The sequence below is a fragment of the Kitasatospora sp. NA04385 genome (genome assembly GCF_013364235.1).
Taxonomy (GTDB): domain Bacteria; phylum Actinomycetota; class Actinomycetes; order Streptomycetales; family Streptomycetaceae; genus Kitasatospora.
Map to the genome: position 1 here is coordinate 7,219,662 of NZ_CP054919.1, position 16,604 is coordinate 7,236,265.

15 protein-coding genes are annotated in these 16,604 nt (G+C 76.6%); 5 read left to right on the top strand and 10 right to left on the bottom strand.

The genetic code is table 11. The features are described 5' to 3' along the window. Window positions 1-319: 319 nt before the first annotated feature. Both HUT16_RS31895 and HUT16_RS31900 read right to left on the bottom strand, forming a co-directional pair. Window positions 320-2,263 (bottom strand): NB-ARC domain-containing protein, encoded by a 1,944-nt coding sequence (locus HUT16_RS31895; RefSeq protein ID WP_176191492.1) that lies wholly within the window; start codon window positions 2,261-2,263, stop codon window positions 320-322. Further along, on the bottom strand, window positions 2,155-3,255 hold the full coding sequence (locus tag HUT16_RS31900) for an AfsR/SARP family transcriptional regulator (protein WP_176191493.1): 1,101 nt from the start codon (window positions 3,253-3,255) through the stop codon (window positions 2,155-2,157). Before HUT16_RS31900 ends, HUT16_RS31895 begins: the two co-directional genes overlap by 109 nt. A gap of 396 nt (window positions 3,256-3,651) precedes the next feature. Here HUT16_RS31900 and HUT16_RS31905 point away from each other — a divergent pair, with 396 nt between their 5' ends. Continuing rightward, entirely contained in the window at window positions 3,652-4,386 is a 735-nt protein-coding gene (locus HUT16_RS31905; protein WP_176191494.1) for a LuxR C-terminal-related transcriptional regulator, read from the top strand. A gap of 18 nt (window positions 4,387-4,404) precedes the next feature. On the opposite strand, the gene HUT16_RS31910 is transcribed toward HUT16_RS31905, so the two are convergent. The 3 genes from HUT16_RS31910 to HUT16_RS31920 form a co-directional block, all read right to left on the bottom strand. Continuing rightward, window positions 4,405-5,307, bottom strand: a complete 903-nt coding sequence (locus HUT16_RS31910) for a 5'-3' exonuclease (RefSeq protein WP_176192970.1) — start codon at window positions 5,305-5,307, stop codon at window positions 4,405-4,407. An 82-nt stretch (window positions 5,308-5,389) separates the two neighbouring features. Then, entirely contained in the window at window positions 5,390-6,424 is a 1,035-nt protein-coding gene (locus HUT16_RS31915; protein WP_176191495.1) for a cation diffusion facilitator family transporter, read from the bottom strand. 232 nt (window positions 6,425-6,656) lie between these two features. After that, window positions 6,657-7,412: a gamma-glutamyl-gamma-aminobutyrate hydrolase family protein gene (locus HUT16_RS31920; protein ID WP_176191496.1), complete on the bottom strand. Its 756-nt coding sequence runs from the start codon at window positions 7,410-7,412 to the stop codon at window positions 6,657-6,659. A gap of 219 nt (window positions 7,413-7,631) precedes the next feature. Here HUT16_RS31920 and HUT16_RS31925 point away from each other — a divergent pair, with 219 nt between their 5' ends. Beyond that, window positions 7,632-8,792 carry a DUF2510 domain-containing protein gene (locus HUT16_RS31925; RefSeq protein WP_176191497.1) on the top strand — a complete coding sequence of 387 codons (1,161 nt, stop codon included), beginning with the start codon at window positions 7,632-7,634 and terminating at the stop codon, window positions 8,790-8,792. A 9-nt stretch (window positions 8,793-8,801) separates the two neighbouring features. Here the strand turns inward: HUT16_RS31925 and HUT16_RS31930 are convergent, their stop codons facing one another. The 4 genes from HUT16_RS31930 to HUT16_RS31945 form a co-directional block, all read right to left on the bottom strand. Further along, complete coding sequence (locus HUT16_RS31930; RefSeq protein WP_176192971.1) at window positions 8,802-9,953, bottom strand: RNA polymerase sigma factor; 1,152 nt, start codon at window positions 9,951-9,953, stop codon at window positions 8,802-8,804. A gap of 20 nt (window positions 9,954-9,973) precedes the next feature. Continuing rightward, window positions 9,974-10,381, bottom strand: coding sequence for a YciI family protein (locus HUT16_RS31935; RefSeq protein WP_176191498.1), 408 nt, complete (start codon window positions 10,379-10,381; stop codon window positions 9,974-9,976). A gap of 191 nt (window positions 10,382-10,572) precedes the next feature. Continuing rightward, window positions 10,573-11,793 carry an alanine racemase gene (locus HUT16_RS31940; protein WP_176191499.1) on the bottom strand — a complete coding sequence of 407 codons (1,221 nt, stop codon included), beginning with the start codon at window positions 11,791-11,793 and terminating at the stop codon, window positions 10,573-10,575. Between the two features lie 609 nt (window positions 11,794-12,402). Next, window positions 12,403-13,092, bottom strand: coding sequence for a serine hydrolase (locus tag HUT16_RS31945; RefSeq protein WP_254898079.1), 690 nt, complete (start codon window positions 13,090-13,092; stop codon window positions 12,403-12,405). Window positions 13,093-13,465: 373 nt separating this feature from the next. Here HUT16_RS31945 and HUT16_RS31950 point away from each other — a divergent pair, with 373 nt between their 5' ends. Together HUT16_RS31950 and HUT16_RS31955 are read left to right on the top strand one after the other, a co-directional pair. Beyond that, window positions 13,466-14,218, top strand: coding sequence for an SseB family protein (locus tag HUT16_RS31950; protein WP_176191500.1), 753 nt, complete (start codon window positions 13,466-13,468; stop codon window positions 14,216-14,218). A gap of 122 nt (window positions 14,219-14,340) precedes the next feature. Beyond that, the gene (locus tag HUT16_RS31955; RefSeq protein ID WP_176191501.1) at window positions 14,341-14,691 is read left to right on the top strand and encodes a beta/gamma crystallin domain-containing protein; all 351 of its coding nucleotides are present in this window, start codon (window positions 14,341-14,343) and stop codon (window positions 14,689-14,691) included. A 24-nt stretch (window positions 14,692-14,715) separates the two neighbouring features. Here the strand turns inward: HUT16_RS31955 and HUT16_RS31960 are convergent, their stop codons facing one another. Then, window positions 14,716-15,573: a helix-turn-helix domain-containing protein gene (locus HUT16_RS31960; protein ID WP_176191502.1), complete on the bottom strand. Its 858-nt coding sequence runs from the start codon at window positions 15,571-15,573 to the stop codon at window positions 14,716-14,718. A gap of 206 nt (window positions 15,574-15,779) precedes the next feature. On the opposite strand from HUT16_RS31960, the gene HUT16_RS31965 reads away from it, so the two are divergent. Continuing rightward, window positions 15,780-16,541 carry an SDR family oxidoreductase gene (locus tag HUT16_RS31965; RefSeq protein ID WP_176191503.1) on the top strand — a complete coding sequence of 254 codons (762 nt, stop codon included), beginning with the start codon at window positions 15,780-15,782 and terminating at the stop codon, window positions 16,539-16,541. Window positions 16,542-16,604: the final 63 nt, after the last annotated feature.

The following is a 16,604-nucleotide window of genomic DNA, read 5'->3' on the forward strand; positions in this document are numbered from 1 at the left end:
GAACGGAGAACGGGCCCGCGGAATCCGGCGGGTAATCGCCGCCGACCCGGCCGGCCGACTTCCGCACCCGAAGTCCGGCGAACCGGAGCCCGGCCCGGCCGAATGCTCCCCCCGAACGTCCGGGCGCCGCTCCGGCGTTCACGCCGAAATGCAACCGTGATGATCGTTGCGCAGCCTGCGGAGAATATCTCGGCGAGATCACGGACTTGCGGGGGAAATGTTCCGGAAGCCGACGGCGGCCCCGCTCCCGAACCGCCGTCGGCCTACTGCCGAGCCGCCGCCGGAGCCCGCCGCCGAAGAGCCTGCCGGAGCCGCCGCGCTACGCCAGACAGGCCGGGCCGCCGTCCTGCTCCCCGAGGTCGGACAGCGCCTGCCCGACGGCGGCCAGCGCACCCGCCCGGCGGTGCTCCAGACCGACCCGCTCGGCGATCGCCAGCGCCTGCTCGGCCGCCTCCAGCGCCTGGGCCGGACGCCCGGCGGCCCGGTAGGACCCGGCCAGCGACACCAGCACGCCCGGCATCCGGTCCCAGGAGCCCAGCGCGCGCAGCGCGCCCAGGCACTCCTCGTAGTCCCGGCCCGCCGCCTCGAACCGGCCCAGCCCGTGCAGCGCCCCCGCCCGGGCGTACAGCATGTGGACCTGCCCGACGAAGTCCCCCAGGCCCCGGAAGGCCGCCAGGCTGCGCTCGGCCCGGCCCAGGGCCGACTCCGGCCGGTCGACGGCGAGGTCGGCCAGCGCCGCCATCCCCTCCACGAAGGCCCGCGCCGACCGGTTGCCCAGCTCGGCGGCGAGCGCGACGGCCTCGTCGCACCAGGCGGCCACCTGCTCGTCCGTGCAGTGCGGGAGGCTGGTCAGCGCCAGCACCACCAGCGCGCCCGGCAGCAGGGCCGACTGCCCGGTCCGCCGCGCCAGCGCGACCACCCGCGCCGCCTCGGAGCGGGCCTGCGAGGTGCGCTGGAACTCCCGCTGCGCCCACATCAGCGTGTACCGGGCCCGCGCCTCGCTCTCCGGCAGGCCCGCCGCCCCGGCGGCCCCGGCCACCCGCCCGGCCAGGTCGCACAGCTCCGGCACGGCCGTGCCCAGGTCGATCAGCTGGACCAGCAGCAGCGTCAGGTCCGCGACCAGCGCCAGCGGGCCGTCCGGGTCCCGGGCGGCCTGCCCGGCGACCGCCAGCACCGCGGGCACCTCCTGCCGGGCCCAGCGCAGCCCCTCGGCCGGCCCGGTGAACCCCGGCCCGGTGAACCCCGGCCCGGCGGCCCCCGCCGCCACCAGGTCCGCGAAGGGGTAGCCGGGCCGCACCACCCGGTACAGGCCCGCCACCGTCGCCAGGTAGTGCCGCAGCAGCCGCTCGACGGCGGCCCGCCCGGCGGCCTCCCCGTCCACCTCCCGCACCAGCTCGCGGGCGAACAGCCGCAGCAGGTCGTGGTACTGGTAGCGGCCGGGGAACGGGCAGGACAGCAGCCCCAGGTCGGTCAGCGCCTCGGCCAGCCGCTCGGCCGCCGGCTCCGGCAGCCCCAGCAGCACCGCGGCCGCCGCCGACGACACCCCCGGGCCGTCCGCCAGCGACAGCAGCCGGAACGCCCGGGCGCCCTCCGCGTCGAGCTGGTCGTAGCTGAGCCGGAACGACGCGGCGACCGCCAGCTCCCCGGCCTCCAGCTCGGCCAGCCGCCGCCGCTCGGAGGCCAGCCGGTCCGCCATGTGCGACAGCTGCCAGGCCGGGCGGGCCGCCAGCCGGGACGCCGCCGTCCGCACCGCCAGCGGCAGGAACCCGCAGGCCTCCGCCAGCCGCCGGGCCGCCGCCGGCTCGGCCGCCACCCGCGCCCGCCCGGCGATCGCCGCGAGCAGCCGCACCGACTCCTCCGGGGTCAGCGGCTCCAGGCCGACCTGCCGGGTCGTCGGCAGCCCCGACAGCCAGGCCCGGCTGGTCACCAGCACCGCGCACGAGCGGCTGCCCGGCAGCAGCGGCCGGACCTGCCGGGTGTCGCGGGCGTCGTCCAGCACGATCAGCACCCGCAGCCCCGCCACCCGGGAGCGGAACAGCGCCGCCCGCTCCGCCGTCCCCGGCGGGAGCGCCGCGTCGGCCACCCCCAGCGCGCCCAGGAAACCCGCCAGCACCTCGCCCGGGTCGGCGGGGAACGCCCCCGCCCCCCGCAGGTTCACGTACAGCTGCCCGTCCGGGTACTGCCCGCCCACCGCGTGCGCGACGTGCACCGCCAGCGTCGACTTGCCCACCCCGCCCAGGCCCGAGACCCCCACCACCGGCATCGCCGGGCCGTCCGGCGCCAGGTCCGCGCACAGCGCCGCGCAGAGCTCCTCCCGGCCGGTGTGGTCGGAGACGTCCGCGGGCAGCTGGGCGGGCGGGACGGGCGCGGCGGGCGGGCNGGCCGCGCCGGGGCGGGCGGCGCGGGCGGCTCCGCCGGCGGGGGCGGTACGGCGGGCGCGGCCGGTGCGGCCAGCTTCGGATCGCCCGACAGGATGCCCAGGTGCAGCTCGCGCAGCCGCGGCCCCGGATCGACCCCCAGCTGCTCCAGCAGCGCGCGCCGGGCGTCCGCGTACACGCCCAGCGCCTCGGCCTGCCGCCCGCCGCGGTACAGCGCCAGCATCAGCAGCTCGCGCATCGGCTCCAGCAGCGGGTACCGGCTCACCCACACGGTCAGCTCGCCGATCGCCTCCGCGTGCCGCCCCGTCTCCAACTCGGTCTCCAGCCAGGCCTGGACGGCGTTCAGCCGGCGCTCGACCAGCCGGGCCCGGTGCGCCTGGGCGAGCGGCCCCGGCAGCCCGGCCAGCGGCTCGCCGTGCCACAGCCCGCACGCCTCCCGCAGCAGCCCGAGCGCCCCGGAGGTGTCCCCCAGCGCGCGGGCCCGGCCCGCCGCGGCGACCCGGTCCTCGAACACCTCGGCGTCCACGCAGTCGGCCGGGAGCCGCAGCACGTAGCCGCTGCCCGAGGACACCAGCACCGTCGGGTGCACCCGGTCCGGCTCCAGCACCCGCCGCAGCCGCGACACGTAGGTCCGCACGATCGCGGCGGCGCGGGCCGGCGGCTCCTCCCACAGCGCGTCGAGCAGCTCGTCGACGGACACGATCCGGCGGGCCCGCAGCGCCAGCGCGGTCAGCAGCGACCGCTGCTGCGGCGGGCCGAGCTCCAACTCGCGCTCCCCGCACCAGGCCTGCACCGGCCCGAGCAGGCACAGGCGCAGCCGCTCCCCGCCGTCCGCATCCGGGGCCGACGCGCCGCGGGGCTCTCCGATTTCCGTCATCGTCAGAAGGTAGCGGTTCGCCCCGGCGGACCGCGGCGCCGGGGCGGGTGCAATTCCACCGCCGCGGGCGGTCCTCGGCCGCCGGCCGTCCCCGCGCATTCGATTCCGCGGCGCCGCGGACCGCCCGCCCGGAGGAAAAGGAAAAAAGTCCCGCCGAACGGGAACCGACGGCGCAGATGCGCATCCGTCAATCTTTTATTGACCGGCGGCGGATAGCTTGGTCCGTGGCCGCCGGACCTCCGGCGGACGGGAGAGCTCCCGCGGTGCCGGACCGGCCGCGGGGGGAGGGACGGCGTCGCGTGCGGACGACGCCGACCGACCGGTTCTGACGGTGCGCCGCCGCCTGTGGGGGGCGGTGGGCGCACCGCCGAGCGCAACGAAAGGAATACCAGCGCCGTGCTCCAGTACGCCGACGACGTCCGTACGACGACCCGACCGATCCGGCCGCAGACCACCAGGACGGTCCCGCCGCAGGCCGCCCGGGCGGTCCCGACGCAGACCACCCGGACGGTTCCGGTGGCCGTCCACGCCCTGGACCCGCTCTCCCGGGCCGGAGTGGTGAGCTTCCTCCGGCAGTGCCCGGAGGTGTCGCTGGTGGACGGGGACCAGCAGGGCGGCAGCGGCGTGGCCCTGCTGGTCGCCGACGACTTCGACGAGGCGGCCCTGGGCAGCCTGTCCCGGCTCGTCCGGGCCGGGCGCACCCGGGTGGTGCTGGTCCTGGACCGCATCCAGGAGCCGGAACTGCTCGGCGTGGTCTCGCTCGGGGTGACCACCATCCTGTGGCGCCGCGAGGTGACCCGGGAGCGCCTGCGCCAGGCCGTCCTCACCGCCGACCGCGGCCACGGCGACCTCCCGCCCGACCTGCTGGGCAAGCTGATCGGCTGCATGGGCCGCCAGCGCGGCGGCGAGGGCCAGGCGCAGGAGAACGGCCCCGCCGACTTCGGCATGCTGCCGCGCGAGGTGGACGTGCTGCGCCTGGTCGCCGACGGCATGGACACCGGGGAGATCGCGGTCAAGCTGCTCTACTCGGAGCGGACGATCAAGAACATCATCCACACCGTCACGACGCGCTTCCACCTGCGCAACCGCGCCCACGCGGTGGCCTACGCCCTGCGCGAGGGCTACATCTAGCCCCCGCGCGCCGCGGCCTCACCGCTCGGCCAGCACCTCCAGCAGCCTGGTCAGCGACGTCCCCAGCCCCCAGCGCCCGGCCAGCCACTCCAGCGCCCGCGGATCGCGGGCCACCCGGGGCAGCTCCGGATCGAACGCGGGCAGCGGGACGTCGCTGGCCACCCGGACCACCGTCGGCGCCACGTCCAGGTACGGCGCCGCCTCCAGCAGGTTGCGGCGCCGGGCCGGCGTGAGCTTCGAGGCCGGATCGGCCGCCGCCGCCCGGACGCCCGCCAAGTCCCGGTATTCCTGGACGAGTTGCGTCGCCGTCTTCTCCCCGATCCCCTTCACCCCGGGCAGCCCGTCACTGGCGTCCCCCCGCAGGACGGCCAGGTCCGCGTACCCGGAGCCCGGCACGCCGTACTTCTCCCGCAGCGCCGCGTCGTCCATCACCAGCGCGGACCCGACGCCCTTCGCCGGGTACAGCACCGTCACCGCGCGGGCGTCGTCGACCAGCTGGAACAAGTCCCGGTCGCCGGTGACGATCTGCACCGGGCCGGTGGCGCGGGTGGCCAGGGTGCCGATCACGTCGTCGGCCTCGTAGTCGGGGACGCCGATCCGGGCGATGCCCAGCGCGTCGAGGACCTCCTCGATCACCGGGACCTGCGGGGCCAGCGTGTCCGGCACCTCCTCCTCGCCGTCCTGCGCGGCCTCGGCGACCCGGTGCGTCTTGTAGGTGGGGATCAGGTTGACCCGCCACTGCGGGCGCCAGTCGGCGTCCATGCAGGCGACCAGCTGGTCCGGGCCGTGGTCGTGGACCAGGCGGGAGATGAAGTCCAGCAGGCCGCGCACGGCGTTCACCGGCTCGCCCTGCGGGGAGCGGAGCGAGTCCGGGACGCCGAAGTAGGCGCGGAAGTAGAGGCTGGCGGTGTCCAGCAGCATCAGGCGGGGCGCGGTCGGTGCGGTCACCCCCCGATCATGCCGCATCCCGCCGACAGGTCGCGGCCGGGCGGCTGACGCGCCGTCAGTGCGGGTGCGGCCCCGCGCGGTGCACCGGCCCGTGCGCCTCCCCGCAGTGCTCGCGGGCCTCCTCCCCGGCCGCCGCGGCCGCGCTGTTCGGCGCGATCTGCAGCAGCCCGTCCGGCCCCTGCTCGCCGACGTGGTCGACCTGGAGGGTGGCGTGGGTGATCCGGTACTCCTCGCGCAGCCGCCGCTGGAGCTCGCGCTGCACCGCGTGGCAGTCGCCGCCCGGGGTGACCAGGATGTGCGCCGAGAGGGCCGGCTCGTTGGAGGTGATCTCCCAGATGTGCAGGTCGTGGACCTCCTCCACCTGCGGGGCCGCCACCAGCCGGTCCGCCACCGCGTCCGGGTCGACCCCGGCCGGAGCGGCCTCCAGGAAGATCCGCGCCGAGTCCCGCACCAGCCCCGTCCCGGCCCGCAGCATCAGCGCCACCACCACCAGCGAGGCGATCGCGTCCGCCCGGACGAACCCGGTCAGCAGCACCACCGCACCCGCCACCGCCGTCGCGACGAACGCGTACAGGTCGGTCAGCACGTGCTGGAACGCGCCCTCCACGTTCAGCGAGGACCGGTCGGCCCGCGACAGGCACCAGGTCGCGGCGACGTTCACCACCACGCCCACCAGCGCCGTCACCAGCACCAGCGAGCCCCGCACCTGCGGCGGGTGGACCAGCCTGGTCACCGCCTCGTAGCCGAGCCAGGCCGACAGCACCAGCAGCGTCACCCCGTTCGCCTGCGCGGAGAGGATCTCGGCCCGCTTCAGCCCGTACGTGTAGCCGCCGCGCGCCGGACGCGCCGCCAGCCGCATCGCCACCAGGGCCAGCGCAATCGAGGCGGCGTCGGTCAGCATGTGCGCCGCGTCCGAGATCAGCGCCAGCGAGCGGGCGGCGAAACCCACCACCACCTCGCCCGCCATGAACACCACCAGCAGGACCAGCGCGCTCCACAGCCACCTGCGGTCCGCGTCCGCCGAGACCGCGTGGCTGTGCCCGGCGTGCGAACCGTGCCGGTCGTCGTGGTCGTGGTCGTGCCCGGCCATCGGTGTCCCTCCGCTCTGGTGCCCGCACCCGAAGTGAACCCCAGAACGGAGGAAGATCCAAAGGTGGCACCGGTGACCGTTGTCGTTCTCGCGCCGGGCCCCTGCCGCGCCACCGCCGGGCCCGCACCGCTCCGGGCCCCCGCCGGAACCAGCCCAACGGGGGACGCCGCACTGGGCCGAGCGGGCGCGGCCCGGCGCGGCCCGGGCCTGCGCCCCGGGGCCGGGGCCGGGTTCAGAGCGACGGGAGGACGGCGCCCTCCGGGCTGGCCGGGGCGGCGAACGGGGCCAGCCGGGCCGCGTTGACCAGGGCGCGGGCCACCCGCAGGTCCTCGCCCTGCTCGGGGTGCCACTGGACGCCGACCGTGAAGCCCGCGCCCTCGACCGCCTCGACGGTGCCGTCCTCGGCGTGCGCGCTGACCGTCAGGCCCTCGCCGAGGCGGGCCACCGCCTGGTGGTGGAAGGTCGGGACGACCACCGACTCCTCCGGCAGCAGGTCCGCGAGCAGGGTGCCGGCCACCGGGCGGATCGCGTGCCGGCCGTACTCGCCGGGCTCGCCGACGTGGCTCAGCCCCGTCCCGACCACGTCCGGCAGGTGCTGGACCAGCGAGCCGCCGCACACCACGTTCAGCAGCTGCATGCCCCGGCAGATGCCCAGCAGCGGGGTGCCGGCGGCGAGCGCCGCGCGGATCAGCGCGGCCTCCCACAGGTCGCGCGCGGCCGCGGTGGCCACCGTCCGCGGGTGCGGGCGCTCGCCGTACAGGCCCGGGTCGACGTCCTCGCCGCCCGCGATCACCAGGCCGTCCAGCCGGGCCACCACCGCCGCCGCGTGCTCCGGCGCGTCCGGCGGCAGCATCAGGGCGATCCCGCCGGCCTCGCGCACCAGCTCCGGGTAGCGCACGGGGAGCAGCACCGAGCGCATGAGGTCCCACCGCCCCCAGGCGGCGTCGTTGAGGTAGGTGCTGATGCCGATCACGGGGCGAGAGGTCATGGCGGGCATTCTGCCGCGCGCCCGTGCGCCCCGCCGCGCGACCCACCCCCCTCGCGCGCCCCTTCAGGCGCGTGGAGCACAGCGCACGCCCCGCGAGGTGCGGGAGGACGCCGGGCGGAGCGGCGGTCGGGCGATTCTCACCGGAATCTCATCGGCGGACCCCCGTTTGCACCCCCTCGCTGATTTCCCGCTTATCCGCCGCCCCCTAGGGTCTCTGTCGTGAGCGAGCAGCAGATTCCGGCCGGGTGGTACCCGGACCCCGTCGACACCGACAGCGACCCCCGCCCCCAGCGCTGGTGGGACGGCAAGGGCTGGACCGCCGAGACCCGCCCGGCCCCGGCGGCGCCCGCGGACGCCGCGCCCGGCAGCACCGCGCCCGGCAGCGCCGCGCCCGGGACGGAGGACACCGCCGTCCTGGAAGGCACCGTGCTGGACGCCTCCGGGCAGACCGTGAACTACCCCCCGCTGCCCCCGTACGCCGGGCAGTTCGGGGCGAAGCCGGCCCGCACCGGCCCGTCCAAGCCGGTGCTGGTCGCCGCCTCGGTCGCCGCCGTGCTCGGCCTCGTGATCGGCTCCGGCGTCACCTACCTGGTGATGGACGGCCACCGCGACAAGAAGGACACCACCGCCGCGCAGAGCAACGACGCGCGCCGCGGCGGCAACGGCTTCGGGGGCTTCGGCGGCGGGAACGGCGGCAGCGGCGGGAACGGCAGCAGCGGCGGGAACGGTGGCAAGACCACCCCCGAGAACCCGTTCGACCCGTTCGGCGAAGGCGGCGGCGGCAGCACCGGCGGGAACGGCCAGGGCAACGGCGGCGGCAGCGGCAGCGGCAAGAACGGCCAGGGCAACGGCGGCGGCAGCGGGCGGAGCGCCACGACCGCCCTCGACCTGGTCAACGGCATCTCGCTGCCGATCCCGAGCGGCTGGGACGGCGGCACCGTCGAGGGCGGCTACGCCGGGATCTACACCGGCAGCTACACCTGCGTCGACGGCTCGGAGAACTGCTCGCTGGGCGGCGTGTCCACCACCCGACTCAAGGGCACCGACGCCAAGCAGGCCGCCCAGGACGACATCGCGGACGCCGCGAAGCAGGCCTACGGCGACCTCAACGGCCACCAGGAGCTGAAGAACGAGGCCGTCAAGGTCGCCGGGCGCGACGGCTACCTGGTGCGCTGGAAGGTCGACGCGGCGAAGGGCAACCCCGGCTACGTCGAGACGGTGGTCTTCCCGACCGCCGACGGCAAGGCGCTGACCGCCGTCCACTTCGGCTTCGACATCGCCGACAAGGCGCCCGGCCTGGACCAGATGGACAGCATCCTGAAGGGCATCGCCAAGGTCGACGCCGGCTCCCTCGGCGGCGGCGCGGGCACCACCACCTGAACGACCGGCTCAGCCCCCGCCGCGCAGCAGCGTGTTGAGCCGGGCGGCCTGCCGGATCAGGTGCTCCCGCTCGGCCGCCGTCCCGGCCTCGTCGGCGGCCCGCGCGTACAGCCCGGCGGCGACCGGCAGCTCGCCGGCCCGCTCGTGCAGGTACGCCCGGGCGGCGGTGTGGCGGGGCAGCGAGCCGTCGAGCGCGGCGAGGGCGGCCAGACCCGCGCGCGGGCCGTCCGCCTCGCCGACGGCGACGGCCCGGTTGAGCCGCACCACCGGGTTGTCGGTCAGCGCCGCCAGCTCGTCGTACCACTCGACGATCTGCACCCAGTCCGTCTCGGCGGCGGTCGGCGCGTCCGCGTGCAGGGCGGCGATCGCCGCCTGGGCCTGGAACTCGCCGAGCCGGTCGCGGGCCAGCGCCGCCTGGAGCACGGCGACGCCCTCGGCGATCGCGGCGGTGTCCCAGCGGGTGCGGTCCTGCTCGGCCAGCGGCACCAGGCCGCCGTCCGGCCCGGTGCGCCCGGCCCGGCGGGCGTGGTGCAGCAGCATCAGCGCCAGCAGGCCGGACACCTCCGGGTGGTCGATCCGGGCCGCGAGCTGCCGGGTCAGCCGGATCGCCTCGGCCGCCAGGTCGACGTCCCCCGAGTAGCCCTCGTTGAAGACCAGGTACAGCACCCGCAGCACGGTCGCCACGTCCGCCGGCCGGTCCAGCCGGACGCCCGCGACGGTGCGCTTGGCCCGGCTGATCCGCTGCGCCATGGTCGCCTCCGGCACCAGGTACGCCGCGGCGATCTGCCGGGTGGTGAGCCCGCCGACCGCGCGCAGCGTCAGCGCCACCGCCGAGGACGGCGTCAGCGACGGGTGCGCGCACAGGAAGTACAGCCGCAGCGAGTCGTCGGTGTCCGGCACCGGCCCGGGCCCCGGCTCCTCCTCCACCGCGTCCTCCCGGCGGCGGCGCGCGCTGTCGGCCCGCGCCGCGTCCAGGAAGCGCCGCCACGCGACGGTCACCAGCCAGCCCTTCGGGTCCCGGACGGGCTCCTGCGGCCAGCGCCGGAAGGCCTCCAGCAGGGCTTCCTGGACGGCGTCCTCGGCCGCCGCGAAGTCGGCCCCGCGCCGGACCAGGACGGCCAGCACCTCGGGGGTGAGCACGCGCAGCAGCCGTTCGTCCACGGCCGGGGACGCCACCGCGGTCACTCCGTGACGGTCGGCGGCTCGGACATGAACGGGCGCAGCTCCAGCCACTCGTGGATCGGCTCCCCGCCCGCCCCCGGCGCCGCCGACAGCTCGGCGGCCAGCTCCAGCGCCCGCTGGTGGCTGTCCACGTCGATCACCATCCAGCCCGCGATCAGGTCCTTGGTCTCCGCGAACGGCCCGTCGGTCACCGGCGGCTTCCCCTCCCCGCCGTACTGCACCCACGTCCCCTCGGGCGCGAGCGCCTGCGCGTCCACGAACTCGCCGGTCCCCTCCAGCTTGGCCGCGAAGTCCCGCATGTACTGGATGTGCGCGGTGACCTCCGCGGGCGTCCACCGCTCCATCGGCACGAAGCCCTCGGGCGTCGGCGCGCCGCGGTAGTGCTTGAGCAACAGGTACTTGGCCATGGATCTCACTCCTCGCTCCGGTGCGGCCCATTCTGACCGCTTCCACCCCTGGGACGGAGCCGCCCACGCGTTCTCGACACGGACCCGGAGAAAAATCCGCAGAGTTTTTCCGGACCGGCGGCCGAGGCCGGGCCGAGGCCGGAACGGCGGATCGAGCGGCGCGGCGGGGGCGGCACCGACAGCGGGGAGCGTCAGAGGAAGGTGCGGCCCTCGCCCCGGTAGGTGGGCACGGTGTCGGTGACCGTGTCGCCCTCGATCAGGTGCAGGCGCTCGAAGCGCTCGCACAGCTCGCCCGCCTTCGCGTGGCGGAACCACACCCGGTCGCCGATCAGCAGGTCGTCCGCCGCCGAGCCCAGCAGCGGGGTCTGCACCTCGCCCGCGCCCTCCTGCGGGTCGTAGCGCAGGCCGGCCGGCAGGTACGGGACGGGGGAGCGGTCCGCGCCCGCCGGGCCGGACGCCGGGTAGCCGCCGCCCAGCACCGTCACCACGCCGACCCCGGGGCGCCGCACCACCGGCTGGGCGAACAGCGCGGCCGGACGGCCGTGGAAGGAACGGTAGTTGTCGAACAGCCGGGGCACGAACAGGCCCGAACCGGCCGCGACCTCGGTCACCGCGGCCTCCGCGACGGTCGACTCCACGCTGCCGGTGCCGCCGCCGTTCACGAACTCCAGGTCCGCGACCCGGCGCACCCGCCGCACCACCTCGGCGCGCCGCGCCGCCAGCTCGCTCCGGGCCTTCGCCTGCATCAGCCGCACCGCCGCCGACCGCAGCGGACGCCCCGCCACCGCGTCCCCGACCCCCGCCACGTGGCCCTCGTACGCCATCAGCCCGACCACCTCGAACCCCGGACGGGCGTTGACGAGCTCGGCGAACCGGCCCAGCTGTTCGGGCGTGCGCAGCGGCGAGCGCCGCGCGCCCACCCGCACCCGGCCGCCCAGCAGTTGCAGCGAGGTGTCCAGCTCCAGGCAGACCCGGACCGTCGCCGAACCCTCCCGGGCCGCGTCGATCAGGTCCAGCTGCGCCGCGTCGTCCACCACCACGCTGACCTGCCGGGCCAGCTCCGGGTCCGCGGTCAGCCGCCCGAACGAGGCCCGGTCCGCCGAGGGGTACGCCAGCAGGACGTCGGTGAAGCCGGACTCCACCAGCCACAGCGTCTCCGCCAGCGTGAAGCTCATCACCCCGGCGAAGCCGTCGAGCTTGAGCACCCGCTCCAGCAGCGCCCGGCACCGCACCGACTTCGAGGCCACCCGGACCGGCTTCCCGCCCGCCCGCCGCACCAGGTCCGCCGCGTTGGCGTCGAACGCCGCCAGGTCCACGATCGCCAGCGGCGCGTCCAGGTGGGCCGTCGCCCGGTCGTACCGGGCCCGGTCGGAGACGGTTCCGCTGGTCGCAGCGGTCTCAACGAGTGCCATGGCCGCAGACTGCCACATCCCCCTACTGGACGGTAGATCCGTAGGGCCCCCAATCCGCGACGCGCGGGCCCGCGCCCCGGTGCAGCGTGGGCTCCGCCCCACCCCGGTCGACCACCCGCCCCGGCGCCCGGCCCCACTGCCACACCCCGCTGCCCGGCACCCGGGAGAACCACACCGCCCCGCGAGTGCCCGCCACCCGTGTCGGGCCGGCCGCGCTGTCCCGCGCCAGCAGCTCGACCGGCCGCCCGGCTCCGGCCCGGTGGGCAACCACCGCCCCGCTGTCACCCGCCCGGGTCCTCTCCTCCGACTGCCGCCGCCGCCCGTCGCGGAGGAGGCGGGCGGCGCAGGGCGGGCGGCGCGGGACGGACGGCGTAGGGCAGAGTCGGGTCGGTCGCGGTGTCCCGTGCTGGCAGTTCGACCGACTGCCCGGTTCCGGCCCAGCCGGTAACCGTCGCCCCGCCGCCACCCGCCCGGGTGGGCTTCTCCGACTGCCGCCGCCGCGTGTCGGGTCGGTCGCGGTGTTCCGTGCCGGCAGCTCGATCGGCTGCCCGGTTCCAGCCCGGCGGGCAATCGTCGCCCCGCCGCCACCCGCCCGGGCTCAACACCTCGTCAACTCGGCTCTCCGGCAAGGCTTCCCGTCGTCCCCGGGCCGTCCGTGCCGAGCGCCGCCACCGCCCAGCGTGCCGCCGACTCCACCGCCGCCACGCCCTCCGCCAGCTCCCGCCAGCCGTCGGAGAGCACCGCCACCAGCGTCCCGTCCGGCCGCGCGCCGAAGCTGTCGACCACCCACCGGCCGGTCGCGCTGCGCGGCAGCCAGCCGTTCTTCAGCGCGCCCGCCCCCGCCGCCGAGACGCCCCACGCCTGCTCGGGCACCACCCGCCGCATCAGCCCGGCCAGCCAGCGCCGCCCGGGGAGCGCGCCCCCGTCCGCCGTGAAGACCCGCCGCAGCAGCCGGACCCGGTCGGCGGCGCTGGTCGTGGTCAGCCCCCAGTACCCGTCCCGCCCGGCGACGGTCTCCACCAGGCCGAGCGCCCGGTACGCCGCGTCCAGCCCGTCCGCGCCACCGACCAGCAGGTACAGCTCACTGGCCGCCGCGTTGTCGCTGCGGACGATCGACAGCTCGGCCAGCTCCCGCTGCCCGGCGGTCAGCCCGTCCGCGCCGCCGCGGCGCAGCAGCAGCGCCGCCACCAGGTCGACCTTCACCGTGCTCGCCGTCACGAACAGCCCGCCGCCGCGCACCGCGGCCGCCCCCGTCCCGGGCACCACCGCCGCCACCGCCAACCGCCCACGCCGTTCCACCGGCCCACCTCCTCCGCGTCCGTCCTACGCCGTCCGTCCCGCACAGCCTGTCCTGCGCCGCCCGTCCCGCGCCGTCCGTCCCGCACAGCCTGTCCCGCGCCGCCCGCCTCCTCCGCGTCCGCCCTGCGCCGCCCGTCCCCGCACAGCCTGTCCTGCGCCGCCCGCCTCCTCCGCGTCCGCCCTGCGTCGCCCGTCCCGCACAGCCTGTCCTGCTTCGCCTGTCCCGCGCCGTCCGCCCTGCGCAGCCCGTCTCCTCCGCGTCTGCCCTACGCCGTCCGTCCCGCGCCGCCCAGCCTGCGTAGCCTGTCCCGCGCTGCCTGCCCCGCGTCCTGCGCCGTCCGTCCTGCGGATAAACGTGGCATACGCTCACGGGGTGGAGCGCAAGAACATCCCCGATCCCGGTTTCGCCGCGGACGACGGCACCGCCGACCCCGCCCTCGCCGCGGCCCTCGCCGCCTGGCGGCAGGACCCGGCCACCGAGCCCGACCTGCTGGCGGCCCTCACTCCGAGCCGGCTGATGGTGCCGATCGTGGCGCTGCTCGGCGAGGTCGAGGTGGACGCCAACGGGCACAAGCACGAGAAGACCAGCGACATGGCCGTCCCGGTGGTCGAGGCCGCGGACGGCCGCCGGGCCCTGCCCGCGTTCACCTCGCTGGCCAGCATGGCCGCCTGGCGCGCCGACGCCCGCCCGGCCCCGGTGGTCGCCCCGCAGGCCGCGATGGTGGCCTTCTCCGAGCGGGCCGACACCCTGCTCATCGACCCGGCCGGCCCGGTCACCTACCGGCTGTCCGGTGCTCGGCTGCGCGCCGTCGCGGAGAACCGCGGCTACCTCCCGCCGCACCGCGACCCGGAGGTGCACCGGGCCCTGCGCGCCCTCCTCGCCGCCGAACCCGCCGTCGCCGCCGCGCACCTCGTCCCGGCCCCGGACGCCGACGCCACCCTCGCCCTGGTGCTGTCCGACCCGGCCGCCGACCCCGCCGCCGTCCAGTCCCTCGCCGCCCGCCTCGGCCCGGCCCTGGCCGCCGACCCGGCCCTGCGCGTGCGCCTGGACCAGGGGCTCCGGCTGGCCTTCCTGGCCCGCCACCCCGAGCAGCGGCCCTTCTACGCTGCGAACACGAACGGGTGAAGTCTCGCAGCACCGGTTCGTGTCCGGAGTGGTGAGCCGGGCGGTGCGGCACGCCTCGCTACGTTGAGGTCTCCCAGGCCCGCTGACGCTGTGTCAGCGGGCTTCGCACCGAAGGAGACCCCGTGTTCTCTAGGACCAAGCGGACCGCCTTCTCGGCGGTCCTGGCGTTCGCCGCGGCCACCGCCCTCACCGTCGCCGTCCCCGGCGACGCGTACGCCATCAACCACGTCGAGTGCAAGGGCGGCGAGAACTTCCTCAAGATCTGGTCCCACCTGAACGGCAGCCAGAGCGTCGACTGCTACGCCAACGCGGGCCGCACCGACTTCGGCAGCTGGTGGGTCGACCGGATCTCCACCGGCAACAACGACCTCATCTACTACGACGTCAACGGCGACTCGGTGAAGATCGAGCGCTGGCACGACATCACCTTCCCCAACCACCCCCCGCGGGTGAAGTCCATCCAGATCCTCTGACCGGCCCGCCCCGGCGTCCGGCCCTCACCCGCCGGACGCCGGGGCACCCGGTCCCGCCCCCTCCGGCTCGTCGGCCGCGAGCGCGGCCAGCAGCCGCAGCTTCTCGTCGCTGTCGCCGCCCCGGTCGGGGTAGTAGACGACGAGGATGACGTCCGCCACGGGCAGCTTGTCGCGGTGCAGGCGCAGCTCGCCGACGACCGGGTGGTGGAGCGTGGTGGTGCCGCCACCGAGGTCGCGCACGTCGTGGCGGGCCCACAGGGTGCGGAAGCGCGCGCTGGAGAGCGCGAGCTCGCCGACGAGCTCGACGAACCGGGGGTCGTCGGTGTCGTCCCCGACGGAGGTGCGCAGGGCGGCGACGAAGTCGGCGGTGGCCCCCGCCCAGTCCCGGTGGAAGGACCGCTCCTCGGGGTCGAGGAGCAGCGAGCGGAGCCGGTTCTCGCCGGGCCGCAGGCGGGGGGAGAGCGCGCGGGCCATCGGGTTGGCGGCCAGCACGTCGAACGCCCGCCCCTCGACGAACGCGGGGAAGGGGAGCTGGGCGAGCAGCTCGTGCACCCGCGCCGGGACGTGCTCGGGCCGCTTGCGGCGCGGCGCCCGCGGCCGGGCCGCGGCGAGGCCGAGCAGGTACGTCCGCTCGACCTCGTCCAGCCGCAGGACGCGCGCCAGCGCGCCGAGCACCTGGGGCGAGGGGTTGCGGTCGCGGCCGCGTTCCAGGCGCAGGTAGTAGTCGGGGCTGATCCCGGCGAGCAGGGCGACCTCCTCCCGGCGCAGGCCGGGCACCCGGCGGTTGCCGCCGGGCGGGATCCCCGCCTGCTCGGGGGAGACCAGTTCACGCCGGGCGCGCAGGTAGTCGCCGAGCCGGTTGCCGGATGCCTCGTCGTCCATACCGCCACCGTAGTGCGGCGCGCGCGACCTGGAGGGGGGCCCTGCCGGGACCCGGGTACGCGGGGGCCTCCCCGCGGCCGGCCGGTTCCGCGCAGGCTGGAACGGTGCCGCCCCGCGCCGGGGCGGCGGACCTCGCAGGGCGGTGCGCGCCACCGCCCGCGCCGCGGCCGGGTGCCGTCGGCGCACCGGATCGAAGGGAAGACCCCGTGGACCTCTCCCACCGCACCGTTCTCGTCGTCGGCGGAACCTCGGGCATCGGCCGCGAGCTGGCCCGCCGGTTCGCCGCGGCGGGCAGCACCGTCGCCGTCGGCGGCCGCAGCCCGCAGGCGCTGGAGGCGCTCGCCGCGGAAGGGTTCGGCACCGTCCGGATCGACGTCACCGACGGCGCCTCGGTCGCGGCCGCCCGGGACGCCGTGCTCGCCCGGTACCCGGAACTGGACACCGTGGTGACCATGGCGGGGGTCATGCTCCTGGAGGACCTGCGCGACCCCGCGCACTTCGCGGCGGCCGCCACCACGATCGACACCAACCTGCTCGGCACCGTCCGGGTGGTCGACGCCTTCACCCCGCACCTGGTGCGCCGGGGCGCCGGGGCCATCGTCACCGTCAGCTCCGGCATCGCCTTCCTGCCGTTCCCGCCGATGCCCAGCTACGCCGCCTCGAAGGCCGGGGTGCACGCCTACTCCGAGGCGCTGCGCGCCCAGCTCGACGGCACCGGGGTCGAGGTGGTCGAGCTGGTGCCGCCGGCCGTGGCCACCGCCGGGCAGGAGCAGGTGAACCCGCACGCGCTGCCGCTGGACGGTTTCGCGACCGAGGTGATGCGCCTGCTCGGGCAGGACCCGACCCCGCGCGAGGTCCTGGTCGACGGCGTCCTGATGCACCGCTGGGCCGAGCGCGACGGCACCTACGACGACCTCGTCGCCCGGCGCTCCCAGGCCCTGTCCATGCTCCCCGGCCGCCGGGGCTGACCCCCGCAGAGGCGGCCGGGGCGGGCGGCTCGAAGTCGTCGCAGGTAGGCGTTGACCCCGTAC

Excerpts from the sequence above, each read along its gene's own strand:
- HUT16_RS31895 (WP_176191492.1), bottom strand. The coding sequence starts at position 2,263 with ATGCCGGTGGTGGGGGTCTCGGGCCTGGGCGGGGTGGGCAAGTCGACG.
- HUT16_RS31910 (WP_176192970.1), bottom strand. The coding sequence starts at position 5,307 with ATGCTGCTGGACACCGCCAGCCTCTACTTCCGCGCCTACTTCGGCGTC.
- HUT16_RS31915 (WP_176191495.1), bottom strand. The coding sequence starts at position 6,424 with ATGGCCGGGCACGACCACGACCACGACGACCGGCACGGTTCGCACGCC.
- HUT16_RS31920 (WP_176191496.1), bottom strand. The coding sequence starts at position 7,412 with ATGACCTCTCGCCCCGTGATCGGCATCAGCACCTACCTCAACGACGCC.
- HUT16_RS31935 (WP_176191498.1), bottom strand. The coding sequence starts at position 10,381 with ATGGCCAAGTACCTGTTGCTCAAGCACTACCGCGGCGCGCCGACGCCC.
- HUT16_RS31940 (WP_176191499.1), bottom strand. The coding sequence starts at position 11,793 with ATGGCACTCGTTGAGACCGCTGCGACCAGCGGAACCGTCTCCGACCGG.
- HUT16_RS31960 (WP_176191502.1), bottom strand. The coding sequence starts at position 15,573 with ATGGACGACGAGGCATCCGGCAACCGGCTCGGCGACTACCTGCGCGCC.